The organism is Streptomyces sp. NPDC056628 (genome assembly GCF_042792555.1).
GTDB lineage: Bacteria > Actinomycetota > Actinomycetes > Streptomycetales > Streptomycetaceae > Streptomyces.
Genome location: NZ_JBHTWG010000013.1, coordinates 39,143 through 63,934, shown reverse-complemented (window position 1 = coordinate 63,934; position 24,792 = coordinate 39,143). Strand labels below are relative to the sequence as shown.

Sequence of the window (24,792 nt, the reverse complement as noted above, 5' to 3'; positions counted from 1 at the left end):
CGTGATCGATATCAGCGAGTCCGTGATGCAGTTCCTTCTGGCGTTCGTCGTCGTCGGGCCGCTCCTCGGCGCGGCCGCCGCCCTCCTGCCCGCTCCGCCCGGGCTGAAGGGGAAGTCACCCGAGCGGGCGGTGCTCCGGCACGGCGTGACCGTGACCGGCGTGGTACTCGTCGCCGCGATCGTCCTCGCGTTCGGCTTCGACCACGACCAGCCGTCGAAGATGCAGGCCAATACGGACATCAGCTGGATCCCGGCACTCGACGTGCGCATCCACCTCGGCGTCGACGGCATCTCCCTCCCCCTTCTGGTCCTGACCGCGATGCTGACCTTCCTCTGCGCGCTCTACTCGTACTTCAAGACGCCTTCCGGCCCCACCCCGAAGGCGTTCGTCGCCCTGCTGCTCCTGCTGGAAGGCGGCACCCTCGCCACCTTCGCCGTCCTCGACCTGCTGCTCTTCTTCCTCGCTTTCGAGACGGTCCTCATCCCGATGTACTTCCTCATCGCCCGCTGGGGCGGCGAGGGCCGGGCCGCGGCCGCCTGGAAGTTCATCCTTTACACGCTGCTCGGCTCCGTCGTGATGCTGCTCGGCCTGCTCCTGATCGGCCTCAAGGCGGGCACGTTCGACATGGTGGCACTCGCCACTGACAACGGCCGGTCACTGACCGCGTCCGTGCAGGTCGTCGCTGTTCTGGCGATCGGTCTCGGGCTGGCCGTCAAGACGCCGATGTGGCCCCTGCACAGCTGGCTGCCCGACGCCCACACCGCGGCGCCGACCGTCGGTTCGGTCCTGCTGGCCGGCGTCCTGCTGAAGATGGGCACCTACGGGTTCGTGCGCATCCTGCTGCCGATCGCCCCGGACGGCTTCGCCGACTTCGCGCCCTACCTCGCCGCCTTCGCCGTCGTCGGCATCATCTACGGATCGTTGGCCTGCCTGGCCCTGGCCAAGCAGGGCGCGAAGGGCGACCTCAAGCGCCTCATCGCCTACTCGTCGGTCGGCCACATGGGCTTCGTCCTGCTCGGCATCGCCACCATGACCCCGACCGGCGTGAACGGCGCCCTGTTCGCCAACATCGCCCACGGTCTCATCACCGGCCTGCTGTTCTTCCTGGTCGGCGCGCTGAAGGACCGGACCGGCACGACCGACCTCGACGCCCTCGCCGAGGAGACCGGCGCGGCGCTGTACGGCAAGGCCCCACGCCTGGGCGGACTGCTCGCCTTCGCGGCGGTCGCCTCGCTGGGACTGCCGGGGCTCGCCGGGTTCTGGGGCGAGATGCTCGCACTGTTCGGGGCGTTCGACCCCGCGCCCGGCCTCAGCCGCCCGGCCTTCCTCACCTTCATGGCGATCGGCGCCTTCGGCACCCTCCTCACGGCCGCCTACCTGCTCGTCGTCGTGCGCCGGGTGTGCATGGGCGCCGTCCCGCAGGACGGCCCGCGACTCGCCGACGTCCACAGTTACGAGTTCGCGGCCTGGACCCCGCTGGTCGCCCTCACCGTCGTCGCCGGCCTCTGGCCGAAGACACTCCTCGGCCTCACCGACCCGGCCGTGCAGCAGCTCCTCGCAGGAGGCACCCGATGAGCTCCCCGGCCCAGCCCCTCGCCGAGTCGCTGGTCCAGTCCGTCGACTGGCTCGCCATCGCGCCGCCCACCGTCGTGGCCGCCGTGGCACTCGCGGTCCTCGTCGCCGACCTGTTCGTCCCCGAGGGCAGGAAAGCCCTGCTCGGCTGGGCGTCCGTGGCCGGACTCACGGCCTCCGCGCTCCTGCTGCTGCCGCTCCTGGACGGCGACCGCTCCACCTTCTGCCTCACCGGCGCCCCGGACGTGTGCAGCTACACCGCCGACCGCTTCACCCTCGTCATCCAGTTCCTCGTCCTGGGAGGCGCCCTTCTCGCGGCCCTCCTCTCGGTCACCGCCCTGAAGGACGCCAGGAAGGAACTGGCCGAAGGGGAGTACTGGTTCCTGCTGCTGTCCTCCGCCGCCGGAGCCGCGCTGCTGCCCGCCGCCCGTGACCTGGCGACCCTCGTCGTCGCACTCGAGGTCGCCTCGCTGCCCGCGTTCGCCCTGGTCGGCCTCCGCCAGGGCGAGCGCAGGTCCTCCGAGGCGGCCCTGAAGTTCTTCCTGTCGTCGGTCACCGCCACCGCGGTCAGCCTCATGGGCATCAGCTTCGTGTACGCCGCGACGGGCACCCTGCACCTCACCCGGCTCGCCGAACGCATCCAGGACGTCGACGGCCAGCTCCAGACGCTCACCCAGACCGGTGTGGTCCTCACCCTGGTCGGCTTCGCCTTCAAGACGGCCGCCGTGCCCTTCCACTTCTGGGTGCCGGACACCTACATCGGTGCGCCCCTGCCGGTCGCCGCCTATCTGTCGGTCGTCGGCAAGGCGGTCGGCTTCACCGGCCTGATCCTCGTCACCGTCGTCGCGCTGCCGTCGTACGCCGACGTCTGGGGCCCGGCGCTCGCCGCACTCGCCGCGCTCACCATGACCGTCGGCAACGTCGGTGCGCTGCGGCAGCAGGCCACGCGCGCGTACAGCGCGGTACGCCTGCTCGCCTGGTCCTCCGTCGGCCAGGCCGGCTACCTCCTCGTACCGATCGCCGCCGCCGCGTACTCCGGCGACGCCGAGCGGTCCATCGGCTCCACCGTGGCCTACGCGCTCATGTACGGCGCCGTGAACCTGGGCGCCTTCGCGGTGGCCGCACTGGTGGGCCGTACGAAGACCCTGAACCGGATCAGCGACTACCGCGGCCTGTACGCCCGCAACCCCGTCTCGGCCCTGGTCCTGGCCTTCTTCCTGCTGTGCCTCGCGGGGCTGCCGCCGGGGATCATCGGACTGTTCGCCAAGGTCACCGTCTTCTCCGCCGCCGTCGACGCGGGTCTGGGCTGGCTGGCCGTGGTGATGGCGGTCAACGTCGTGATCGCCCTGTTCTACTACCTCCAGTGGACGGCCCTGCTGTTCCGGGCTCCCGAGGGCGAACAGGTCCGGCACCTCCCGGCCGCGCCGGTGACGGCAGCGATCGCCCTCACCGGCGTCATCGCCGTCGCCCTGTCCGGGGCGCCCCAGCTGGTCCTGCGCTTCGCCGACACCGGGCTCTTCTGACCCCGCGGCCCCGGCACGCGCGCGTGCCCGCGTACGCCGGGGCCTCACCCGGACAGCCCAGGGGTGGTGCCGACCGACCAGGGAACCCGTGACCTTCGCCTGGCGTTGACCAGTACAGAAGGGTCCACTGGACGTGACACCACGGCACCGGTGGCGTCGCAGACGACCAGTGAAGGTTCCCCTGCCGCACCATTTGGAGGGCGTACCGTGCACCGCCGGCACAACGGGCTCAGGACCGCAGTCCTCCTCGGGGGACTGTCCGCACTCATCATCGTCATCGGCAGTTTCTTCGGCCGGATGGGGCTCGTCGTCGCGGTCCTGGTCGCCCTCGGGACGAATGCCTACGCGTACTGGAACAGCGACAAGCTCGCCCTGCGCGCGATGCGGGCCCGCCCGGTCAGCGAGTTCGAGGCACCCGTGCTGTACCGCATGGTCCGCGAGCTCTCCACCCAGGCCCGCCAGCCGATGCCCCGTCTCTACATCTCCCCGACGGAGGCGCCGAACGCGTTCGCGACCGGCCGGAACCCACGCAACGCCGCGGTGTGCTGCACCGAGGGCATCCTGCGCCTCCTCGACGAGCGCGAGCTGCGCGGTGTCATCGGCCACGAGTTGAGCCATGTGTACAACCGCGACATCCTGATCTCGTCGGTCGCCGGTGCACTCGCCTCGGTGATCATGTTCCTGGTCAACTTCGCCTGGCTGATCCCCATCGGCCGCTCGGACGACGACGACGGCCCCAGCATCCTCGGCCTGCTGCTGATCATGATCCTGGGGCCCCTGGCCGCCTCCATCATCCAGCTGGCCATCAGCCGGTCCAGGGAGTACGAGGCGGACGCGTCCGGAGCCCAGCTCACCGGAGACCCGCTCGCTCTGGCCAGCGCCCTGCGCAAGCTGGAGATGGGCACCAAGCAACTGCCGCTGCCGCCCGAGCCCCGTATCGAGACCGCCAGCCACATGATGATCGCGAACCCGTTCCGACCCGGCCAGGGATTCGCGAAGATGTTCTCCACCCACCCGCCGATGGCGGAGCGCATCGCCCGACTCGAGAAGATGGCAGGCCACCAGTGAAGACCATCCTGAACGTCATCTGGCTCGTCCTGAGCGGCTTCTGGCTGTTCCTTGCCTACATGGTGGCGGGCCTCGTCCTGTGCATCACCATCATCGGCATCCCGTTCGGCATCGCGGCCTTCCGCATCGGCGTCTACGCACTGTGGCCCTTCGGGTACACCACGGTCGAGCGCCGTGACGCGGGAGCCCCCTCCTGCATCGGCAACGTCCTGTGGCTGGTCCTCGCCGGCTGGTGGCTGGCCATCGGCCACATCGTCACGGGCCTCGCGCTGTGCCTGACGATCATCGGCATCCCGTTCGGCATCGCCAACTTCAAGCTGATCCCGGTGTCGCTGTTCCCGCTCGGACGCGAGATCGTGCCGACGGACAAGCCGTTCGCGACGACCTGGTAGTCGGGGGCGGCAGCCCGACTGCGCACAGTCCGGGCTCCGACTGTCCACAGTCCGCCGGTTGTCCACAGCCCCGGCCCGTTGTCAGTGGCGGCTTGCATCATGAACGCATGACAGAGAACGAGCAGTTGCTGACGAGGGTGGCGGACGAGGCCCGCGACACCCGTCCGTGGGGCTGGCCGGCACTCCCCGAGCCGGTGGACGCGGCTGTCGTGGCCCGCGCCGAGGCGGCCCTCGGCTTCAGCCTGCCCCCGCTCCTCGCCGACCTCTATCTCCGCATAGGCGACGGTGGATTCGGCCCGGAGTACGGCCTGTTGCCGCTGCTCGACCACCCTCCCGCCGGTGAGCCCGCCGCCGTCCCGCAGTACCTCGCCAACCGGGAAGCCGCCCGCACGAACCCGGACTGGCCCTGGCCCGAAGGGGTCCTGCCGATATCCCACTGGGGCTGCGCGATGTACGCCTGCGTGGACTGCCGCAGCCCCGAGGCTCCCGTCCTCCTCTTCGAGCCGAACGGCGACGCCGCCGCCCACGCCTGGTACGTGGACGCGCCGAGCCTCGCCGACTGGCTGCGCGCCTGGCTCGACGGCACCGGCTGGTACGAGGAGGCGAACGACGACACGGACCTGACCCCGTGGGCAGACCTCCCCCTGCGCACGGGTTGCACGCACTCCACCACCTGAGGCGAGCCCAGCCGCCGCCCTACGCCCGGGGCGACCGCCGCCCCACCCACCACCGCACCCCGAACACGGCGACCCCCACCGCCAGCACACCCGAACCCACGACGACCGAGACCACCGGGAGGGAGAAGGCGAGCACCGCACACCCGACCAGCCCCACCGCCGGCACGACGCGTGAACGACGGGCCGAGTCGAGCGTCCAGGCCGAGGCGTTGGCCACCGCGTAGTAGGCGAGCACACCGAAGGAGGAGAAGCCGATCGCACCCCTCACGTCCACCGTTGCGGCGAGGACCGCGACGACCGCACCGACGGCCAGCTCCGCCCGGTGCGGCACCTGGAAGCGCGGATGGACGGCGGCCAGCACGCCGGGCAGATGCCGGTCGCGGGTCATGGCCAGCGTCGTACGGGAGACCCCCAGGACCAGCGCGAGCAGCGACCCCAGCGCCGCGACGGCGGCTCCTACCCGCACGACGGGGGCCAGCGCCGGCACCCCGGCTGCTCGCACGGCGTCGGTCAGCGGCGCACCGGCATCCCCCAGCCCCCCGGCTCCGAGCACGGAGAGGACGGCCACCGAGACAAGCGCGTAGACCACCAGGGTCACGCCCAGGGCGAGCGGGATCGCCCGGGGAATGGTGCGGGCCGGGTCCCGCACCTCCTCACCCAGGGTCGCGATCCGCGCGTACCCGGCGAACGCGAAGAACAGCAGACCGGCGGCCTGGAGGACACCGCTGACGCCACCCGTGGCCCCGGCTCCCAGGTGCCCGGCGTCCGAGCGGCCGGAGCCCAGGCACACGACCACCACACAAGCGAGGACAGCCAGAACGACCGACACGATCGCCCGCGTCAGCCAGGCGGACTTCTGCACGCCGCCGTAGTTCACCGCGGTCAGCGCCACCACGGCCGCGACCGCCATCGCGTGCGCCTGAGCGGGCCAGACGTACGCCCCGACCGTCAACGCCATCGCCGCACAGGAGGCCGTCTTGCCGACCACGAAGGCCCAGCCTGCGAGGTATCCCCAGAACTCCCCGAGCCGCTCGCGCCCGTACACGTACGTTCCACCCGAGGCCGGGTAACGGGCGGCCAGCCGTGCCGACGACATGGCGTTGCAGTACGCGACGACGGCGGCGACCGCGAGCCCGGCCAGGAGGCCGGAGCCGGCCGCGCGGGCGGCCGGGGCGAGTGCCGCGAAGATCCCGGCCCCGATCATCGAGCCGAGCCCGATGACGACGGCGTCCCCGACCCCGAGCGAACGCAGCAGCGCAGGGGAGGCGGGGGTGGACCGAGTCATGGCCCGACCCTAATGACCGCCGCAACCGGCGGGCGCCGACGATACGTCCTGTTCACCAACGGAGCAGCAACAGTGCGAGGACGAGCGCGCCGGAGATCACAGTTCCTGCAGATGTGCAGGCATGGCGCGGAGGGGCAGGTTCAGAGGTATGACGATCATCAGCTGGATCTTCCTGGGGCTGCTGGCCGGAGCCATCGCCAAGTTCCTGCTGCCGGGCCGGGACCCCGGCGGCTTCATCGGCACCACGCTCATCGGCATCGCGGGCGCGTTCATCGGCGGCTGGATCTCGGCCCGCTGGCTGGACCACCCGATCAGCAAGGACTTCTACGACGGCGCCACCTGGGCGTCGGCGATCGGCGGTTCCCTGGTACTGCTGATCGCCTACCGGATCTTCTTCGGCCACTCACGCGACTGACCGCGCGGTCGCGGACACGGGCACCACGCCGCCGTATCCGGGGCCGGAACGCGAGAAGGGTGAGCCCCACACGGGAGCTCACCCTTCCTGCCCCGGAGCCGACCGGCCGGCGAGCCAGCCTCTGACTCCGTCGGCTCAGCCGGTCACCGGGACTTCACGGTCACCGGTAGTTCACGAACTGCAGCGCGAAGTCGAAGTCCTTGCCCTTCAGCAGAGCGATCACGGTCTGGAGGTCGTCCCGGCTCTTGGAGCTGACGCGCAGCTCGTCACCCTGGACCTGCGCCTTCACGCCCTTAGGGCCCTCGTCGCGAATGATCTTCGCCACCTTCTTCGCGTTCTCCTGGGAGATGCCCTCCTCGATCGACGCGAAGATCTTGTACTCCTTGCCCGAGAGCTGCGGCTCGCCCGCGTCCAGGGCCTTCAGCGAGATGCCGCGCTTGATCAGCTTGGACTGGAAGACGTCGAGGACAGCCTTCACCCGGTCCTCGGAGTTCGCCTCCAGGAGGATCTTCTCCCCGGACCACGAGATCGAGGCACCCACGCCCTTGAAGTCGTAGCGCTGCGAGATCTCCTTGGCGGTCTGGTTGAGGGCGTTGTCGACCTCCTGCCGCTCGACCTTCGAGACGATGTCGAAACTGGAGTCGGCCATGTCCTGTGGCTCCTTGTATCGGGGTGCGAATGGGTGCGTCGGCGGGCGTGGGGGTGGCCGCCGAGCCCGGGGCGGACCTCGGGCCGCATCCCGACAAGCCTAGCCACCCCGGGTCCCCCGGGTGGCGATCAATCGGGTGGCGAAGCACCCCTCGGCATCGGGTATTGTTTACGTCGTTGCCAGGGCGCACCGCCGAAGAGCGGTTCGAACGGCAGCGACCCCGGCGGTGTGCCCGAGCGGCCAAAGGGAGCAGACTGTAAATCTGCCGGCTCAGCCTTCCCAGGTTCGAATCCTGGCGCCGCCACACGACCGAAAGGGTCTGTGAACAGCAGCAATGCTGGTCGCAGACCCTTTCGTCGTACCTCAAGCGTGCATGTGGGTGCTTTGCCCCACTGTGTCTCATTGTGATTCACGTGCTGACCAGCCGGTGCGGGCAGACGTGGGGCACCTTTCCGGCTGCTACCTGCCATTCCTGAGAGCAGCCTCAATCCGTGCGTTGGCGTTGGCGGCGGCGCCGTCGAGACACTTGGCGCAGACACGGAAGAGAACGGCCACGCTGTGGCCAGCGCGAGCGGCCACTACCTGTGGTTCGACCCCGGACCTGAGCCATGTGGAGACGGCGGCGTGGCGAAGATCATAAGGGCGCTTGGCCAGCAGTGAGGCGCGCTGAGTGGGGGTGAGTGCGCCTGCTCGCGCCTCTGCCCACACTTCGCCGTACCCGGTGTCTTGGATGAGTCCCCCACGCTGAGTACGGAACAGCCGGCCACCGGGCGCGACGCCGTAGGCCATGACGGGCCAGCGAAGCAGCGCAACCAGGTCGGGGGGATCGGGGCCGTGCGGACCGCCCTACGGGGCCGATGCTTGAGCCTGCGTTTGTCGTGGGCCTCTCCGCTGTCGGTCCACGCGGACCCTGACCGGGGGAGGGTCTCCCGTAGGTGTGCCAGCCGGGGACCTTCAGCCGGATCAGATCGGGTAACTCGCCCTCCCCTCACGGCACTCGGAAAGGCCGGCGGCCACGGCGGGCCCGATGTGATGAGCAGCGTCAGCGCACCGGGCCCTCCGCCTCGCACGTCACCTCAGCCGCTGAAGTCCCCGCCCATCGAGGGCAGTTCCATCAGCCCGGTGGCTGTCGGGACGGTGCTCGTGCCGCGGAGCAGGACGCTCAACTCCGCCGCCCCGATGCCCAGGTCCGCTTTGCCGTCACCCGTCACGTCGCGCAGGCGGAGGGTGTAGCCGAAGCCCACGTTCGAGTCGGCCGCGCCCTGCACCGTCTGCGGGATCCAGGAGGAACGCGAACCGCTCAGGCCGCCGGATCCGCCCCGGAAGACGTGGACGCCGCCCTGGTCCTCCATGCCGTTCACGTCCTCGTGCGGGACGCCGACCGCCAGGTCCGCGTAGCCGTCACCGTTGGTGTCGGCGGCCGAGACGTCGTAGCCGAAGTCGTCGTCGGTCTCGGGGGAGCCGGAGACGCCGGAGGTGGCCTGCGTGAACGTCGTCGAGCCGTTCGGGCCCGACGAGGTGCCGCGCCAGACGGTCACCGCGCCCTTGCCGTGGTCGCGGTCGGGCTGGGCGAGGGCGATGTCGCCGTAGCCGTCCTTGTCGAAGTCCCCGATGGCGGCGTTCGCGCCGAGGCCGCCGTTCCAGTCGCTGTCGAGGGTCTTGGACGTGCCGGAGGCCAGGCCGGTGGAGGTGCCCTTGAGGAACCAGGCGCGCAGCTGTACGGCGCTGTCGGATCCCTGCTCGCCGAGGACCACGAGGTCGGTCTTGCCGTCGCCGTTGACCTTTCCGGCGGCGAGGCCGTACGAGTTCCAGATCGCGTCCGGCTTGTCGATCTCCGAGACGCTGCCGGTGGTGCCCGACTTGGTGAACGGGCCTCGGTACAGCCAGGCGTCCCCTCCGCCGAGGACCGTGAGGTCGGGCGAACCGTCGCCGTTGAAGTCGCCGGCGGCGAGGTCGCCGCCGAAGTGGGCCCGGGAGCCGCTCGCGCCGGACTTCGGGCTGATGGTCGTGCCACCGGACAGGCCGGAGGCGGAGCCCCACACCACGGTCACCGTGCCGCGGTACTGGGCGCTGCCCACGTGCTCCGTCGAGTTGCCGACGACCAGGTCCGCGTACCCGTCCTTGTTGAGGTCGGCACTTGTGATGCTCTCGCCGAACATGTCGTCCTCCTCGCCCGCGCCCGGGATACCGGAGGTGTCCTGGTCGATGACCTGGGTGTGCGAGGTGTCGAGGCCGCCGGCCTTGCCGTAGACGACGGTGACGGCGCCGCCGGGGTGGTTGATCCGTTCGTAACCGCCGTACGCCACGTCGCGGTATCCGTCGCCGTTGAAGTCGTCGTAGTGCTTGGCGACCGCCGCCGAGGCCGGCGTGCTCAAGGCGAGCGGGGTCAGGGCGGAGGCGAGGAGTGCGGCCTTCAGGACCGCGGGGGTGGGTCTGCGCATGGGGGCTCCTTGGGTCAGCCGGTCAGGTCGCGGCCGAGGCTGGGGTCGTCGGTGGTGGAGATGCCGAAGGCGCTCGGGCCGTACGTCGTCGCGCCGGAGGTCGTGATACCGGAGGTCGAGCCCTTCAGGACGGTGACGTTGCCGTTGAAGTCGTTCTCGCCGTCCGAGCCGGCCAGCAGGTCGGCCTTGCCGTCCTTGTTCAGGTCGGTGAGCAGCGTGCCGTCGCCGAAGAAGTCGTTGCGCTCGCCGCTGCCGGGGACGCCGGCAGCGTTCTGTGTGAGCGTGACGGCGTCGGACGTGAGGCCCCGGGCGGTGCCGTAGAGGATGCGGACGGCTCCGCTGGCGACGTCATCGGTCGAGTCCTCGGGGTCGCCGAGTGCCAGGTCCTTGTAGCCGTCGCCGTTGATGTCGCCGGCGGACGGGATGCCCGGCCAGGGCAGGCCGGCACTGGAGGAGACGCCGGAGGACGAGACGTACGAGATACGGGCCCGGCCGGTGGCCGCCAGGTCGCCGCCGGTCGCGGTCTGCGTCCAGCCGGTGACGATGTCGCCGTAGCCGTCCTTGTTCAGGTCGGCGATGGCGAGCTTGGTGCCGTACGGCAGTTCGCTCTTCCTGGTCGGAGCCGAAGCCGTGCCGTAGTACAGGTGGTTGTGGTCGAGGTAGCGCTCCGAGCCGATCTTGGTGTGGCCGCCGATGACCAGGTCGGCCTTGGCGTCGGTGTTCACCTTGCCGGCGGTGAGGCGCAGGACGCCCGCGCCGCCGGTCCACGACGTCGTGTACGTGATCTTCGCGCCGGTCGAACCGGACCTGCTGAAGGCGCCCTTGTTGATCCACTGGGTGGTGCCGGTGGCGCCGACCGCGAGGTCGGGCCTTCCGTCGCCGGTGAAGTCGCCGATTGCGAGGGCCTGTCCCCAGTCGTCGTGCCGGGTCGGCGCCGGGTCCTTCACGGTGGTGGCCCCCTTCAGGCCGCTCGCCGAACCCCAGACGATCACCACCGCGCCGGCGCTCTCGTCGTCACCGACCGACTCGTACGGGGAACCGACCACCAGGTCGCTGTAGCCGTCCTTGTTCAAGTCGCCGACCGCCACCGCGGCGCCGAACCAGTCCTCCTCCTCGGCGGATCCGGGGACGTCGGAACTGTTCTGGCTGACGGACGCGGTACGGCCGACGCCGCCCGGTCCGCCGTACACGATGCCGACGGCGCCCGCGTGCCACTTGCCGCCGACGGTGGCCTCGGGGGCCGGGGCGACGGCGTCCTTGTAGCCGTCGCCGTTGAAGTCGGCGCTGTACTGGCCGGTTGCGGCCGCCGCCGGGGTGGCCGCAACCGAGAGCAGACCGCCCGTCAGCGCGGCCGCGGTGGCCGTCGCGAGGGCGAGTCGTAGGTGGTGCTTGTGCATGGGGGTATCGAGCTGGGGCATGCAGGTTCTCCTGGCTGCGGCATGCGGGATGCCGGAGTCAGGGCATCCGCGGTCGATATGCGATCAAGAAACTCACGTCGAGGCCCGAGGGTTGTATGTGCCTTCGAAGCATTTTCGAGGTTCACCAGACGGTGATGGCCGCGGTCCACCACCAGCGAGAGCAGGACCCAGTACGGCCGTCACGCCGAGGTCGCCGTCCCCTCGGGCTGAGGGGGGTCCGGTGACCTCGGCGTGGGCCGGACGCAGCCAGGCGGTAACCGACGCGGTAGCCGGGGCGCAGGATCTCGTACAGCGCAGGTCGGTCGCCCCCGGGGAGACGTGGTGGCTGAGGGCCTCGCGGATCGGGAGGAGCGGCGGGGAGTCTCCAGCTGCGTGGCAACACTGACGTACACCGGCGGACGAGCACGGACGCGTACGCACCATCAGCGCAGGTGGGGACCACACCAACCCAAGGCAGCCCCCGCCTGGGTTGCTTCAGGACGAGCAGCAATCCCCCAGGCGTCCCCCGGTCGGCGACTACTTCTCCATCCGGCCAGTTGAGCGGTGGGCTGGTGAGCCGGCTGTAAATGGGACGGCTCAGCCTTCCCAGGTTCGAATCCTGGCGCCGCCACCCTCACGGGAATCGGCCCCTGACCAGTAAGTTTGGTCAGGGGCCGTTCTCGTTCCCGGCTCACCTCAGTACCGCCGCTCCCCGCTGTTCCCCACCCGTTCTGGCACGGTCGTGGCCCGCGTAGTGAACTTGATCATGCGGTTGCCTGGAAGTCTTGGTCCCGGCATCCCGCAGATGACAGGGAGCGCCCCGACCCGTCGGTGGCGGATCGGGCCAGGGCACCCCACCTCTGCATACACCCCCGGACGGATGCGCAGCTAGGACCGGTACTGCTCCAGGCTCTCCAGGTTCCGGGTGGACCTCATGGCCTGGCTCCACGAGATCACCTGGTCGAGCATCGTGGCCAGCGGCTGATCATGCTGAGAGGAGGGCTTGAAGGTGGAGAAGTTCTCGAAGTCGGTGAACAGCGACAGCGAGACCTGGGCACGCACGGTCGCGATCTGCAGTTCAGACATGATCAGGCGCAGCTGCTCGACTGCGCGAGTTCCGCCGGCGCTGCCGTAGCCGACGAACCCGGCAGCCTTGTTGTTCCATTCGACGTACAGGTAGTCCAGGGCGTTTTTCAGCGCCCCCGAGGTGCCGTGGTTGTACTCCGGAGTGACGAACACGTATCCGTCGAACTCGGCGATCTTCGCGGCCCACCGCCGGGTGTGATCCTTGCTGTACTGGCCCATCGAGGGCGGCACCGGCTCGTCGAGCAGCGGCAGGTTGAACTCTCCGATGTCGACCAGCTCGAACTGGGCATCCTCGCGCTTCGAGGCGGCCTCGTGCACCCAACGGGCAACTGCCTCCCCGTTGCGGCCGGGCCGGGTGCTCCCCAGGACGATGGCAATCTTGGTCATGCAGTGCTCCGTCTCTGTCCAGGCCATCGGCTCCATGGGCCGACCAACCCACGCAACTAGATACTTTTAGTAACATATCCGCTACTTTTGGTGTCCGCCTGTCATGACCCGCGCCCGCCCGGCAATCATCCCGGTCTGCACCGTCGGCCCCCGCCTGCTGGCTGGAATGCAGCTGACAACGGGGAGAGGTAGGGGGTAGCAGCGGCTGGCACGCTTACAGCACCGCGCGCTCCTCGCTCACCTGTGCTCAGTACAGCCCGTCCGCCGTACGGAAGCCCTGGAGGCCGTCTCCCGCGCCTGGGCGGAGACCGAGCGGACCTGGCTGGCCGACCTTGACCCGATCGTTCGGAACCTCGTCGCCGAAGTCCTGTTGAACACCGCCGACGGCTCCCCACGGCATCGGGAGCAGGCGCGCGGCCTCGCCACCGACACCCGCGCGGAGACGGAGCGCAGCGGGATGATCCGCAGCGAGATCGCGGCCCACTCGTTTCTCGAGCGGATCCTGCTGCGCCACGGAGACGTCACCACCGCCGAACGGCACACCCGTACGGCGCTCCGCATGGTCTCGGACATGGCCGGCCTCATCATGGACGACGCGGTGAAGCGGCGCTTCCGCACGGCGGTCGCCCTCAACCGCCCAACACGCGCGGGCACGGAACTGCTCCCATGAGGATCCCCTCTGGGCTCCGTTGCCCCGGAGGGCTGTCGCGTTCCCGGTGATCCGGCGGGGCACACTGGCCCCATGGCCACGCCTCGCAGACGTTGTCCCGAATGCCGTCGAGAGATCGCCGTCGTCGCCGGCCGGTTCGCCCGGCACGATCCGCCCGGCGCGCGGGAGAACGGGGGACTCGTGTCCTGCCCGGGGTCCCGGCGGCAGACACAACTCGGCGCCGCTCAGCCCGCCTTGGACGGGTACGTCGTGCCCGACTTCCCCGGGCAGTTGCCGTTGTTCTGAGCGGCACCGCAGGACGTGTCTCAGTTACCCGCCACGGACTTCACCGCCACCGACACGGGAATGGAGCCGCTGATCACTTCGAGCGTCAGGCCCGCGGTCGCCGGAGTGTCGAGCAACTCCGCCAGCACGGCGGCCACATCGTCGCGGGGGATCGGGCCGCGGCCGGTGCGGGCCTCCAGGCGGACCAGGCCCGTTCCGGCGTCGTTCGTCAGCATTCCGGGCCGCAGGATCGTCCAGTCCAGGGCTTCCTGGGAGCGGACGTACTCGTCGGCGGCCCCCTTGGCGCGCAGGTAGACGTCGAAGAGCTCGTCGCCCTCGTGCGCCGGGTCGGCGCCCATCGAGGAGACGACCAGGAAGCGGCGTACGCCCGCCCGGACCGCCGCGTCCGAGAAGAGGACCGCCGCGCCCTTGTCCACCGTGTCCTTGCGGTCGGACCCGCTGCCCGGGCCCGCCCCGGCCGCGAACACCGCCGCGTCGGCGCCCTGAAGAGATTCGGCCACCTCCTCGACCGACGCCGACTCCAGGTCCAGCACCACGGGTTCGGCGCCGGCCTCCCGCAGATCGTCGCTCTGTTCGGCCTTGCGGATGATCCCCGCGACCTCGTCACCACGCGCGGAGAGCAACTGCTCCAGCCGCAGCGCGATCTGACCATGACCACCAGCGATGACAATGCGCATGCCTTCGACCGTACGCCCGGCCGACCTCATCCGCCGCACGACGCCGGCCAGTCACCCATGTCGGCGAACACGTCCCGGCGAACCAGCAGTCGGCGAGTCCCGTGACGAACAGCCGTACGCCCCGCCCTCACGACGGCTCCCCCCGTCCTTGCCGCGGCAGCCCCAGTTCCGCCGCCGCGGCCGAGTTGCAGTACTCCCGTACGGCGCTCGTGCGGGCCACCACGCGGCCCCGGTGCACCACGATCCGGCTGTAGGCCAAGGACAGCGCCGCCGCGAGGCGTTCCCCGCGTACCGCCAGCAGTTCGGCCGGGAAGCCCGCCTCCACGCGGACCTCCGGCAGGCCCAGCACCGCGCGTGCCGACGCGCTCACGCAGTCGTACGCGTCCTCGGGGCGCAGCCCGTGGCGGGAGGCGAGCAGGTAGGCGGCCTCGAACGGGTCGCCGCGGCCCACCGGGTTGGAGACGTCCTGCAGGGCGCCGCTTCCGGCGGCGACCCGGACCCCGGCGGCGCGCAGCAGCCGTACGGGCGCTGTGCCGCGGCGTTCCGCGCCCCCGCAGCCGCCCTGGGGCAGGCACACCACGGTGACCCCGGCCGCGGCGAGCTGGTCGGCGGTGCGGGAGGCCACGTCCGTGGGCAGGCGCCCCAGGGCGCCGCAGGGGCTCAGCGTGACTCCGGGGCGCAGGCCGCCCGCCATCGCGGCGAGACGGGACAGCCGCGCCGGGTCGGCGGCGTCGGTGTGCAGGTCGACGGGGCAGCCGTGCTCGGATGCGACCTCCAGGACGGCCTCGACGTACCCGGTCGGATCGGGGTCGAGGTCGGGGCAGCCGCCGACGACCGAGGCGCCCATCTTCAGCGCGTCCCGCAGTATGGCCAGCCCGTCCGCCCCCGCCACACCGGTGAGCAGCCGGGGCATGGCGACCGTCGTCAACTCCGTGAGCCCGCGCAAGGAACGCCGTGCCTGCAGGACGGCGGCGAGCGCGTTCAGTTCCTGGACGTCGCCCACGTGCACGTGGGCCCGCAGCGCGGTCGTGCCGTGGCCGAGCTGGAGCAGGGCCGCCTCGGTGGCCCGGCGCTGGACGTCCTCGGCGTCGTAGGACACGGGCCCGTCCCGGTCGTCGGCGGAGAGGGCGGTGTCGCCGTGGGCGTGCGGTTCGGCCGGGGCCGGCAGGAGCAGGTATCCGGTCAGGTCCACTCGGGATCCGCACGCGCGTGTGCCGTCCCCGGTCAGGCTCCCGGCCGTCCCCACCGCCTCGATGCGCCCGCCGCTCAGCCGTACGTCGACGGTCCGGCCGTCGGTGAGGTGTGCGCCGCACAGCAGGAGGGAGCCCGGGTCGGCGGGTCCCGGCGAGGAGGACGAGGGGGGCGGCTGGGGGTGGCTGTCGGGCATCGCGCTCCAGGGCTCGGGCTGCGCATCGGCGCTGCGGGACCCTGCCGGGGCACTGCGCCGGGCATGCAAGATCACGCAGAGTGAGTCGAGCCTAGGGTGGCCGTGCGGCCCTGGCGCGCAGGAGCGCAATAGTCGTACCGGTGTGGCCCGTCGTGTCGGGCCGCCGGCAGGTCGGCGGCACGGTCCCGGAGGCGGGCGTTCGGCCCGGTGTTCGGCTGTGGACGGGGGCCGGGAAACGGATTTGGGCGAACGGCGGCAGACCGTGTAATGTCTTCATCGCTCGCCCCAATAGCTCAGTCGGTAGAGCGTCTCCATGGTAAGGAGAAGGTCAACGGTTCGATTCCGTTTTGGGGCTCTGGTGTGAGGGGTTCCCGTCGCAAGACGGGGACTGATCGCATCACAGCGGTGTAGCTCAGTCGGTAGAGCAAGCGGCTCATAATCGCTGTGTCACCGGTTCAAGTCCGGTCACCGCTACTGACAGTAGCCGATTGCGGGGTCGGTCCTTCGATCGGCTACTCTTTCTTGCGTTGAATCAGTCCATCTGTTCGTCTTAGGAGCACTCACGTGGCTGCCACCGACGTCCGCCCGAAGATCACGCTGGCCTGCGTGGAGTGCAAGGAGCGGAACTACATCACCAAGAAGAACCGGCGTAACAACCCGGACCGTCTTGAGATGAAGAAGCACTGCCCGCGTTGCAACGCGCACACCGCGCACCGCGAAACGCGATAAATCAGGCTCGTACGCGAGGCCGTCCCCGATCATGGGGGCGGCCTCGCGTCGTTTCCGGCCCGGTTACCGGTCGGTTCCGGCCGACCGGGCGCCGGATTCAGGACAATCGAAGCTGCGTCAGGACATTCGCAGCAGACACCAGGAGGTGCCGGGCCATGGCGCTCGACCAGTCCTTCGTGGGGCGGACCTACTCGCCCACCGAGCCCTACGAGGTGGGGCGGGAGAAGATCCGTGAGTTCGCGGTGGCGGTGGGGGACGCCAACCCGGTCTACACGGACCCGGAGGCCGCCAAGGAGTTCGGTCACCCCGATGTGATCGCCCCGCCGACCTTCGTCTTCGCCATCACCTTCGCGGCCGCCGGGCAGGTCGTCGCCGACCCGCAGCTGGGCCTGGACTACAGCCGGGTGGTGCACGGGGACCAGAAGTTCGCCTACACGCGCCCGGTGCGCGCCGGTGACCGGCTCTCCGTGACCTCGACGATCGAGGCCATCAAGACCATGGCGGGCAACGACATCCTGGATGTCCGCGGCGAGGTCCACGACGAGGCCGGCGAGCACGTCGTGACCGCTTGGACGAAGCTCGTGGCGCGCGGGGCCGAGGAAGGACAGGGCTGAGACCGATGACGGCGAAGATCGCGTACGACGAGGTCGAGGTCGGCACCGAGCTGCCCGCCCAGAGTTTTCCCGTGACCCGCGCCACGCTGGTGCAGTACGCGGGCGCCTCCGGCGACTTCAACCCGATCCACTGGAACGAGAAGTTCGCCAAGGAGGTCGGGCTCCCGGACGTCATCGCGCACGGCATGTTCACCATGGCGGAGGCGATCCGTGTGGTCACCGACTGGACAGGCGACCCGGCGGCGGTCGTCGAGTACGGCGTCCGCTTCACCAAGCCCGTCGTCGTCCCGAACGACGACAAGGGCGCCACGATCGAGGTCAGCGGCAAGGTCGCGGCCAAGCTGGACGACAACAAGGTCCGCGTGGACCTGACCGTGATGAGCGCCGGGCTGAAGGTGCTCGGCATGTCCCGGGCGGTCGTCCAGCTGGCGTGACGCACGCGTGGCGTGACGCACACTTGGCTTGAAACGCGCGTACACGCGTGTGAGGGGCGTCCTGCCTGGTGGGGCGCCCCTTTCCCCTGCCCCCGCAGATCACCCCGAAGTGCGGTTGACTCGGTTAGTGATTGAGTACTAACTTCTCAGCATGGTCAGGATGAGTGCGGAGGAGAGGCGCGAGAGCGTCGTGCGGGCGGCCATGGCCGAGTTCGCGCGGGGTGGCTACCACGGCACGTCCACCGAGACGATCGCCAAGCGGGTCGGTGTCTCGCAGCCGTATCTCTTCCGCCTCTTCCCGGGCAAGCGGGCGATCTTCCTGGCCGCGGCCGAGCAGTGCGTGGAGGACATCCACCGGGTCTTCGCCGAGGCCGCCGAAGGGGTGGAGGGCGAGGAGGCCCTGCACGCCATGGGTGAGGCCTACCGCCGGATGGTCTCCGAGCAGCCCGAGCGGCTGATGATGCAGATGCAGATGTTCCTCGCCGTGGCCGCCGCCGAGCAGGAGGGCGACCACGAGTTCGGCGAGGCCGTGCGGGCCGGCTGGATGCGCCTGTGGGACACCGTGCACCTGTCGCTGGGGGCGGACGTCCAGGAGACGACCACCTTCATGGCGTACGGGATGCTCATCAACTGCCTGGTGGCCATGGGTTTCCCGCCGGATCACCGGGTCTGGGCGGGCATGGCGCCCGCCGAGGGGGACGGGAACGAGAGCGGATCGTAGGGGAGGGCGGCGGGCGTCGCCGCGCTCTTTTGTGACCGTAAAAGTTAGTGATCGATAACTACCAAGCGGAATCGCACACTCCTGGGGGAGTCATGTCACACCGGACCGATCACACCGCGGGGGCGACGAACCCGCGCGGGACCGTCTGGGCCCTGGTCATCACGAGCGTCGCCGGATTCATGGCGGCGCTCGACAACCTCGTCGTCACCACCGCACTGCCCTCCATCCGGACGGACCTGGGCGGCGGACTGCACGACCTGGAATGGACGGTCAGCGCCTACACGCTCACCTTCGCCGTCCTGCTGATGTTCGGCGCGGCGCTCGGTGACCGCTTCGGCCGCCGCCGGCTCTTCCTCGTCGGCATCACGATCTTCACCGGCGCGTCCGCCGGCGCGGCGCTCGCACCCGGCATCGACTCGCTGATCGCCGCCCGCGCGGTGCAGGGCGTCGGCGCCGCCATCATGATGCCGCTCACCCTCACCCTGCTGACGGCGGCGGTGCCCGCGGCCCGGCGCGGGATGGCGTTCGGCATCTGGGGCGCGGTCAACGGGCTCGCGGTCGCGTCCGGGCCGCTCATCGGGGGCAGCCTCACCGAGCACATCTCCTGGCAGTGGATCTTCTGGCTGAACGTCCCGCTGGGCGTGGCCCTGCTGCCGCTCGCCCGGCTGCGCCTCGCCGAGTCGCACGGCACCGGCGCCCCGCTCGACCTCCCCGGCACCCTGCTGGCCAGCGGCGGACTCTTCGGCATCGTGTACGGGCTGGTGCGCGGCCCGTCCGACGGCTGGACCGGGCGCCTGGTCCTGACCGGCCTGTTCGCGGGCGGCGCGCTGCTCATCGGGTTCGTGCTCTACAGCACCCGGGCCCGCAACCCCATGCTGCCCATGCGGCTGTTCCGCTCCCGCACCTTCGCCGGGATCAACGCCGCGAGCCTGCTGATGTTCCTCGGGATGTTCGGGTCGATCTTCCTGCTCAGCCAGTACATGCAGGGCGTGCTCGGCTACTCGCCGACCGAGGCGGGCCTGCGGATGCTCCCCTGGACCGGCATGCCGATGCTGGTCGCGCCGGTCGCCGGCATCCTCGCCGACCGCGTCGGGGGCCGGCCCGTGGTCGCCACGGGACTGTTCCTCCAGGCCGCCGGTCTCGCCTACATGGCGTCCGTGGTCACCGTCGACGTCTCCTACGCCGCCCAGCTGCCCGGCCTGATCATCAGCGGTGTCGGTATGGCGCTGTTCTTCGCACCCGCCTCCCACCTCGTCATGTCCAGCGTCCGCCCCGCCGAGCAAGGCGTCGCGTCCGGCGCCAACAACGCCCTGCGCGAGGTCGGCGGCGCGCTCGGCATCGCGATCATGGGCTCGATCTTCGCGGCCCAGGGCGGCTACGAGACCGGCCAGACCTTCGTCGACGGGCTGCGGCCCGCCCTGGTCACCGGTGCCGCCGTGGTGGCCCTCGCCGGTGCCGCGGCCCTGCTCGTCCCGGGCCGGCGGCACGTCGTCGAGGCCGCCGCCGACGAGACCGGGAGCCTGCCGGAGCGCGAGCTCCAGCCGGCCTCCCGGTGACCTCGCCCCACCCGCGGCGCCTGCCGAGAAGAGAGGACCAGCTGTGCCCACCCTGCCCTGGACCGCGCCGAACCCCGTTCCGCCCGGCACCGACGTGCACGTCTTCGCCTCCCGCTTCGAGACCCGCACCCTGTGGGGAGCGTTCCGCTTCCTCCTCCGCACGCCGGGCGTGTGGCGGCAGGTGAGCCGGGCGCCCGGCGCGTACGGTGCCACCCTGAAGGCCGAGGTGTTCAAGAAGACCTTCTGGACCCTGTCCGCCTGGGAGTCACCGGCCGCGCTGAAGGACTTCGCCCGCTCCGGCCCGCACGCTCCGACCGCCCGGGGCCTGTCCGGGCAGACGCAGGACGCGAAGTTCGCCCATTGGGAGGTGCCGGGCGACGAGCTGCCGCTGGACTGGGCGCAGGCGCGTCGCCGGCTCACCTGACCGGCACACGCGCGTGGAGCCCGTCACGGCCCCGGCATCCACAGGGGTGCCGGGGCCGTCGGCGCCGTCTCGTAGTCTTGGGCGCGTGCAGGTACTCCACGACGCCCTCCTCGCCCCCCTCACCACCTTCCGGCTGGGCGGCCCGGCCGCCCGCCTGGTCAGCGCCACCACCGACGCCGAGGTGATCGACGTCGTGCGCGAGGCGGACGCCGCGGGGACCCCGCTGCTGGTCATCGGCGGCGGGTCGAACCTGGTCATCGGTGACAAGGGCTTCGAGGGCACCGCACTCGTCATCGCCACGAAGGGCGTCGAGCTCGACGGCACCACCCTGGAGCTGGCCGCGGGCGAGGTGTGGACCGACGCCGTCGCCCGCACCGTCGAGGCCGGGCTCGCCGGCATCGAGTGCCTCGCGGGCATCCCCGGCAGCGCGGGCGCCACCCCGATCCAGAACGTCGGGGCGTACGGCCAGGAGGTCTCCGCGACCATCACCGAGGTGATCGCCTACGACCGCCGGGCCGGCGAGACCATCACGCTGACGAACGAGGAGTGCGCCTTCTCGTACCGCCACAGCCGCTTCAAGTCCGACCCCGAGCGCTATGTCGTCCTGCGCGTCCGGTTCGAGCTGGAGGACGCGGACGGGCTCTCCGCGCCGGTCCGGTACGCCGAGACGGCCCGCGCCCTGGGCGTGGAGGTCGGCGACCGGGTGCCGCTGGCCGCCGCGAGGGAGACCGTCCTGAAGCTGCGCGCCGGGAAGGGCATGGTGCTCGACGCCGACGACCATGACACCTGGTCGGCCGGGTCGTTCTTCACCAACCCGATCCTGACCGACGAGCAGTTCGCGGCGTTCCGCGCGCGCGTGGGCGAGCGTCTCGGCGAGGGTGTGGAGCCACCCGCGTACCCGGCGGGGGAGGGGCACACCAAGACCTCCGCGGCCTGGCTCATCGACAAGGCCGGCTTCACCAAGGGCTACGGCAGCGGCCCCGCCCGTATCTCCACCAAGCACACCCTCGCCCTCACCAACCGGGGCGAGGCGACCACCGAGGACCTGCTGGCGCTGGCCCGCGAGGTCGTCGCCGGGGTCCGCGAGGCGTTCGGGATCACGCTGGTCAACGAGCCGGTGATGGTCGGCGTCAGCCTGTAGGGCCACGGACTCCCGCCGGGACGGGGGGCCACCTCCTCCCGCCGGGAAAGCCCGTCGGTACGCCACGGGAAAGGGCGTCAGTACGCCACCCCCACGCCCTGCTTCACCGTCCTCGCGTCCTGGGCCATCGCCAGCATCGCGTGCGCCACGTCGGCGCGGCCGATGAAGCGGCCCCGGGCCGGGGTGCCGCCGATCACCGTGCGGTACGCGCCGCTGAGCGGCTTGTCCTGGAGCCGGGGCGGGCGGACCGACGTCCACTCCACGGAGCTGCGGGCGAGTTCCGCCTCCATCTCCCGCAGGTCGTCGTAGACGCCCTTGAGGACCCGGGAGACCACGGCGCGCGTCGTCCGGTCCAGCGGGCCGTCCTGCGGCGCGGCCGGCCCGAGCGGCGCCGCGCTCACCACCAGCAGCCGGCGCGTGCCCTCGGCCTCCATGGCCCGCAGCACCGTACGGGTCAGACGCGCGGTGATCCCGGCGTCCTTGCGGGTGCGCGCGCCGAGGCCGGACAGGACGGCGTCCCGGCCGGCCACCGCGGGACGCACGGCCTCCGGGTCGGTCAGATCCGCGCGGAACACCTCCAGCCCCGCCCCCGTCACCGGCAGCCGCGCGGGATCCCGTACGACCGCCGTCACCTCGTGCCCGGCGGCGAGCGCCTGGCGGACGATCTCCTGACCGATGCCTCCGGTGGCACCGAACACCGTGAGCTTCATGGCTCTCCCCGATCTCGAACAACTGGTGGGTAAGTGTTCACTCACCTCTCCTTCCCTAGAGTGGGTAAGTACTCACCCACGCGTCAACCCCAGTAAGGTCCGTTTCGTGGAATCCGTGCCGAAGCCCGCCCGCGTCCGCATCCTCGACGCCGCCCACGACCTGCTGCTCACCGTCGGTCTCGCCCGGGCCACCACCAAGGAGATCGCCAAGGCGGCCGGGTGCTCCGAGGCCGCGCTCTACAAGTACTTCGAGAGCAAGGAGGAACTGTTCGTCCGGGTCCTCGGCGAGCGGCTGCCCCGGCTGACCCCGTTGCTCGGCGCCCTCACGGCGGAGCCCGGCACCGGCTCCCTGGAGGACAACCTGACCCGCATCGCCGAGCAGGCCGCCCTCTTCTACGAGCAGAGCTTCCCGATCGCCGCCTCCCTGTACGCCGAGCCCCAGCTCAAGCGACGGCACGACGAGGCGCTGCGCAAGATCGGCGCCGGCCCGCACGTGCCCATCGAGGCCCTCGACGCCTATCTGCGCGCCGAGCAGGCCGTGGGCCGCGTCCGCACCGGAGCCGACACCTTCGCGGCCGCCTCCCTGCTCCTCGGCGCCTGCGCCCAGCGCGCGTTCGCCTACGACGCCGGCCCGGAGGACGCCCGCCCGCCCGCGGACGCCTTCGCCGCCCGGCTCGCCCGGACCCTGCTGGACGCAATCTCCGTTGCGCGGGACGCCGCCCGTCCGTGACCCTGACGCCATGAGGCATCGCACATGCTGCTGAGGCTGACCGAGTTCCGGCCCCGCACGGGACCCGTCGTCCACCGGGTCGTCCAGCCGAGGACATCCCTGCGTCACACCTCGCTGACCGCCCCCGACCCCATCGGCCTGCTGCTCGGCGACCACGACGGACTGAACCGGCTGGCCGCCCTGTTCTCCTTCGCCTCCCGCTCCCCGCACACGATCGTCCACGTGCCCCTGCGCGACGGAGTCCCGCCCGACGAGGGCCGGGGCGAGCGGATCGATCTCGTCCTGGCCCACCGCACCCTCGGCCTGCGCCCCAGCCGGTGGCCCGGACTGCGCCGCACGCTGCGCCAGGGCACGCCGCTGACCGTCCGCACCGACGAGGCGCGCACCGCGCGGGACGCGCGCGCCTGGCAGGAGAGGCGGGACCGCGACGACCTACGGCACACCACCCACGCGCGCACGCTCTTCCTGTTCGGTGGCCGGGAGGCGTTCGCCGAGTCCGCCGCCGCGTTCGGCTACGCGGCCGGCTTCGGGCCGCGTCAGAAGCGCGTAGCCGAAGGGCACCTCGCGATGATGACCGGGCTGCCGCTGGTCCAGCCGCCCGGGGGCGGGCACCCCTTCGAGGTCCTGGTCTGCTTCAAGCCGTATCCGCCGTACGCCCACTTCAGACGGCCGGGCGGACCAGCCAGTCGTCCACGTCCGCCAGCAGCTTCTTCTTCGTCTCCCCGGGCGCGGCCGAGGCGCGCACGGACTGGCGGGCCAGCTCCGCCAGCTCCGCGTCGCTGAAACCGTGGTACTGCCGCGCGATCTCGTACTGGGCCGCGAGCCGCGAGCCGAAGAGCAAGGGATCGTCCGCGCCCAGGGCCATCGGCACCCCCGCCTCGAACAGGGTGCGCAGCGGGACGTCCTCGGGCTTCTCGTACACACCGAGGGCGACGTTCGACGCCGGGCACACCTCGCAGGTCACGCCCCGGTCGGCGAGGCGCTTCAGCAGCCGCGGGTCCTCCGCCGCGCGCACCCCGTGGCCGATCCGGTGCGCGTCCAGGTCGTCCAGGCAGTCCCGGACCGAGGCCGGCCCGGTCAGCTCGCCGCCGTGCGGCGCCGACAGCAGGCCGCCCTCGCGCGCGATGTGGAAGGCGCGGTCGAAGTCCCGGGCCATGCCCCGGCGCTCGTCGTTGGACAGGCCGAAGCCGACGACACCCTGGTCGGCGTAGCGCACGGCGAGCCGGGCCAGGGTGCGCGCCTCCAGCGGGTGCTTCATGCGGTTCGCGGCGACCAGGACGCGCATCCCGAGCCCCGTGTCCCGCGCCGCCGTCCCGACCGCGTCCAGGATGATCTCCAGCGCCGGGATCAGCCCGCCCAGCCGGGGCGCGTACGACGTCGGATCGACCTGGATCTCCAGCCAGCCGGAGCCGTCCCGCACGTCCTCCTCGGCGGCCTCCTTGACCAGGCGCTGGATGTCCTCCGGCTGCCGCAGGCACGAGCGGGCGGCGTCGTACAGGCGCTGGAAGCGGAACCAGCCCCGCTCGTCCGTCGCCCGCAGCTTGGGGGACTCGCCTCTGGTCAGCGCGTCGGTCAAGGCCTCGGGCAGGTGGACCCCGTACTTGTCGGCCAGCTCCAGCAGGGTCGTCGGCCGCATCGAGCCGGTGAAGTGCAGGTGCAGATGGGCTTTCGGCAGCTCAGAGACATCACGTACACGCTCCATTCCCAGATCCTGCCGCACGCCCGAGGGGTCCCGGTAGCGGTTTCCCCTTTAGTGGTCTTGCTCGCACAAACAAATGAGGGCACCTCCGGGATCCGGAGGTGCCCTCGGGCGGACGGGGG

At 71.0% G+C, this 24,792-nt stretch carries 25 protein-coding genes, 3 tRNA genes and 2 pseudogenes; 20 read left to right on the top strand and 10 right to left on the bottom strand.

The features are described from left to right. The first annotated feature begins 1 nt into the window (after position 1). The 5 genes from ACFRAC_RS18260 (at position 2) to ACFRAC_RS18240 (ending at position 5,233) form a co-directional block, all read left to right on the top strand. Positions 2-1,576, top strand: coding sequence for a NuoM family protein (locus ACFRAC_RS18260; RefSeq protein WP_382924869.1), 1,575 nt, complete (start codon positions 2-4; stop codon positions 1,574-1,576). Beyond that, positions 1,573-3,096 carry an NADH-quinone oxidoreductase subunit N gene (locus ACFRAC_RS18255; RefSeq protein ID WP_382924868.1) on the top strand — a complete coding sequence of 508 codons (1,524 nt, stop codon included), beginning with the start codon at positions 1,573-1,575 and terminating at the stop codon, positions 3,094-3,096. Before ACFRAC_RS18260 ends, ACFRAC_RS18255 begins: the two co-directional genes overlap by 4 nt. Before the next feature lie 207 nt (positions 3,097-3,303). Then, a complete protein-coding gene (gene htpX, locus ACFRAC_RS18250; RefSeq protein WP_382924867.1) occupies positions 3,304-4,164 on the top strand; it encodes a zinc metalloprotease HtpX in 861 nt (286 codons plus the stop codon). Beyond that, on the top strand, positions 4,161-4,556 hold the full coding sequence (locus ACFRAC_RS18245; protein ID WP_382924866.1) for a YccF domain-containing protein: 396 nt from the start codon (positions 4,161-4,163) through the stop codon (positions 4,554-4,556). The genes htpX and ACFRAC_RS18245 overlap by 4 nt, the downstream gene beginning before the upstream one ends. A gap of 107 nt (positions 4,557-4,663) precedes the next feature. Next, positions 4,664-5,233 (top strand): SMI1/KNR4 family protein, encoded by a 570-nt coding sequence (locus ACFRAC_RS18240; RefSeq protein WP_382924865.1) that lies wholly within the window; start codon positions 4,664-4,666, stop codon positions 5,231-5,233. Positions 5,234-5,252: 19 nt separating this feature from the next. Here the strand turns inward: ACFRAC_RS18240 and ACFRAC_RS18235 are convergent, their stop codons facing one another. Next, positions 5,253-6,518 (bottom strand): APC family permease, encoded by a 1,266-nt coding sequence (locus ACFRAC_RS18235; RefSeq protein WP_382924864.1) that lies wholly within the window; start codon positions 6,516-6,518, stop codon positions 5,253-5,255. Positions 6,519-6,666: 148 nt separating this feature from the next. On the opposite strand from ACFRAC_RS18235, the gene ACFRAC_RS18230 reads away from it, so the two are divergent. Then, positions 6,667-6,933, top strand: coding sequence for a GlsB/YeaQ/YmgE family stress response membrane protein (locus ACFRAC_RS18230; RefSeq protein WP_382924863.1), 267 nt, complete (start codon positions 6,667-6,669; stop codon positions 6,931-6,933). Positions 6,934-7,093: 160 nt separating this feature from the next. Here the strand turns inward: ACFRAC_RS18230 and ACFRAC_RS18225 are convergent, their stop codons facing one another. After that, positions 7,094-7,582, bottom strand: coding sequence for a YajQ family cyclic di-GMP-binding protein (locus ACFRAC_RS18225; RefSeq protein WP_361348378.1), 489 nt, complete (start codon positions 7,580-7,582; stop codon positions 7,094-7,096). Between the two features lie 222 nt (positions 7,583-7,804). Between ACFRAC_RS18225 and ACFRAC_RS18220 the strand changes: the two genes are divergently transcribed. Beyond that, positions 7,805-7,886 (top strand) — tRNA-Tyr (locus ACFRAC_RS18220). A 155-nt stretch (positions 7,887-8,041) separates the two neighbouring features. Here ACFRAC_RS18220 and ACFRAC_RS18215 read toward each other — a convergent pair. The 4 genes and pseudogenes from ACFRAC_RS18215 to ACFRAC_RS18200 form a co-directional block, all read right to left on the bottom strand. Next, a pseudogene (locus tag ACFRAC_RS18215) lies at positions 8,042-8,589 on the bottom strand (site-specific integrase); the annotation flags it as partial. A gap of 69 nt (positions 8,590-8,658) precedes the next feature. After that, positions 8,659-10,023: an FG-GAP and VCBS repeat-containing protein gene (locus tag ACFRAC_RS18210; RefSeq protein WP_382924862.1), complete on the bottom strand. Its 1,365-nt coding sequence runs from the start codon at positions 10,021-10,023 to the stop codon at positions 8,659-8,661. A 14-nt stretch (positions 10,024-10,037) separates the two neighbouring features. Beyond that, positions 10,038-11,441, bottom strand: a complete 1,404-nt coding sequence (locus tag ACFRAC_RS18205; protein ID WP_382924861.1) for an FG-GAP repeat protein — start codon at positions 11,439-11,441, stop codon at positions 10,038-10,040. 867 nt (positions 11,442-12,308) lie between these two features. Further along, positions 12,309-12,893: an NADPH-dependent FMN reductase gene (locus ACFRAC_RS18200; protein ID WP_382924860.1), complete on the bottom strand. Its 585-nt coding sequence runs from the start codon at positions 12,891-12,893 to the stop codon at positions 12,309-12,311. 370 nt (positions 12,894-13,263) lie between these two features. Between ACFRAC_RS18200 and ACFRAC_RS18195 the strand changes: the two genes are divergently transcribed. Continuing rightward, positions 13,264-13,563: a hypothetical protein gene (locus tag ACFRAC_RS18195; RefSeq protein ID WP_382924859.1), complete on the top strand. Its 300-nt coding sequence runs from the start codon at positions 13,264-13,266 to the stop codon at positions 13,561-13,563. A 72-nt stretch (positions 13,564-13,635) separates the two neighbouring features. Next, a complete protein-coding gene (locus tag ACFRAC_RS18190) occupies positions 13,636-13,848 on the top strand; it encodes a hypothetical protein (RefSeq protein WP_382924858.1) in 213 nt (70 codons plus the stop codon). A 20-nt stretch (positions 13,849-13,868) separates the two neighbouring features. Here ACFRAC_RS18190 and ACFRAC_RS18185 read toward each other — a convergent pair whose 3' ends face one another. Together ACFRAC_RS18185 and ACFRAC_RS18180 are read right to left on the bottom strand one after the other, a co-directional pair. Then, positions 13,869-14,525: an SDR family oxidoreductase gene (locus ACFRAC_RS18185; RefSeq protein WP_382924857.1), complete on the bottom strand. Its 657-nt coding sequence runs from the start codon at positions 14,523-14,525 to the stop codon at positions 13,869-13,871. Positions 14,526-14,652: 127 nt separating this feature from the next. Beyond that, positions 14,653-15,912, bottom strand: coding sequence for an amidohydrolase family protein (locus tag ACFRAC_RS18180; RefSeq protein WP_382924856.1), 1,260 nt, complete (start codon positions 15,910-15,912; stop codon positions 14,653-14,655). A gap of 282 nt (positions 15,913-16,194) precedes the next feature. On the opposite strand from ACFRAC_RS18180, the gene ACFRAC_RS18175 reads away from it, so the two are divergent. From ACFRAC_RS18175 to ACFRAC_RS18135, 9 genes are all read left to right on the top strand, one after another. After that, a tRNA-Thr gene (locus tag ACFRAC_RS18175) sits at positions 16,195-16,267 on the top strand. Positions 16,268-16,313: 46 nt separating this feature from the next. Further along, positions 16,314-16,386: transfer RNA gene (locus tag ACFRAC_RS18170), tRNA-Met, on the top strand. Between the two features lie 90 nt (positions 16,387-16,476). Continuing rightward, positions 16,477-16,641: a 50S ribosomal protein L33 gene (gene rpmG / locus ACFRAC_RS18165; RefSeq protein WP_003948671.1), complete on the top strand. Its 165-nt coding sequence runs from the start codon at positions 16,477-16,479 to the stop codon at positions 16,639-16,641. Positions 16,642-16,796: 155 nt separating this feature from the next. Further along, positions 16,797-17,255: a MaoC family dehydratase N-terminal domain-containing protein gene (locus ACFRAC_RS18160; protein WP_382924855.1), complete on the top strand. Its 459-nt coding sequence runs from the start codon at positions 16,797-16,799 to the stop codon at positions 17,253-17,255. Between the two features lie 5 nt (positions 17,256-17,260). Then, positions 17,261-17,689 (top strand): MaoC family dehydratase, encoded by a 429-nt coding sequence (locus ACFRAC_RS18155; protein ID WP_382924854.1) that lies wholly within the window; start codon positions 17,261-17,263, stop codon positions 17,687-17,689. A 151-nt stretch (positions 17,690-17,840) separates the two neighbouring features. Continuing rightward, entirely contained in the window at positions 17,841-18,410 is a 570-nt protein-coding gene (locus ACFRAC_RS18150; RefSeq protein ID WP_382924853.1) for a TetR/AcrR family transcriptional regulator, read from the top strand. Positions 18,411-18,502: 92 nt separating this feature from the next. Beyond that, positions 18,503-19,966, top strand: coding sequence for an MFS transporter (locus ACFRAC_RS18145; RefSeq protein WP_382924852.1), 1,464 nt, complete (start codon positions 18,503-18,505; stop codon positions 19,964-19,966). 43 nt (positions 19,967-20,009) lie between these two features. Beyond that, positions 20,010-20,390: a DUF3291 domain-containing protein gene (locus ACFRAC_RS18140; RefSeq protein ID WP_382924851.1), complete on the top strand. Its 381-nt coding sequence runs from the start codon at positions 20,010-20,012 to the stop codon at positions 20,388-20,390. An 85-nt stretch (positions 20,391-20,475) separates the two neighbouring features. After that, positions 20,476-21,531: a UDP-N-acetylmuramate dehydrogenase gene (locus ACFRAC_RS18135; protein ID WP_382924850.1), complete on the top strand. Its 1,056-nt coding sequence runs from the start codon at positions 20,476-20,478 to the stop codon at positions 21,529-21,531. A gap of 77 nt (positions 21,532-21,608) precedes the next feature. Here ACFRAC_RS18135 and ACFRAC_RS18130 read toward each other — a convergent pair whose 3' ends face one another. Next, positions 21,609-22,241, bottom strand: a complete 633-nt coding sequence (locus ACFRAC_RS18130) for an NAD(P)-dependent oxidoreductase (RefSeq protein ID WP_382924849.1) — start codon at positions 22,239-22,241, stop codon at positions 21,609-21,611. A gap of 106 nt (positions 22,242-22,347) precedes the next feature. Between ACFRAC_RS18130 and ACFRAC_RS18125 the strand changes: the two genes are divergently transcribed. Both ACFRAC_RS18125 and ACFRAC_RS18120 read left to right on the top strand, forming a co-directional pair. Then, positions 22,348-22,971 (top strand): TetR/AcrR family transcriptional regulator, encoded by a 624-nt coding sequence (locus ACFRAC_RS18125; RefSeq protein WP_382924848.1) that lies wholly within the window; start codon positions 22,348-22,350, stop codon positions 22,969-22,971. A gap of 24 nt (positions 22,972-22,995) precedes the next feature. After that, positions 22,996-23,649 (top strand): annotated as a pseudogene (locus ACFRAC_RS18120) (hypothetical protein); the annotation flags it as partial. Here the strand turns inward: ACFRAC_RS18120 and ACFRAC_RS18115 are convergent. Next, positions 23,633-24,673, bottom strand: coding sequence for an adenosine deaminase (locus ACFRAC_RS18115; protein ID WP_382924847.1), 1,041 nt, complete (start codon positions 24,671-24,673; stop codon positions 23,633-23,635). The pseudogene ACFRAC_RS18120 and the gene ACFRAC_RS18115 sit on opposite strands and share 17 nt — an antisense overlap. Positions 24,674-24,792 lie beyond the last annotated feature (119 nt).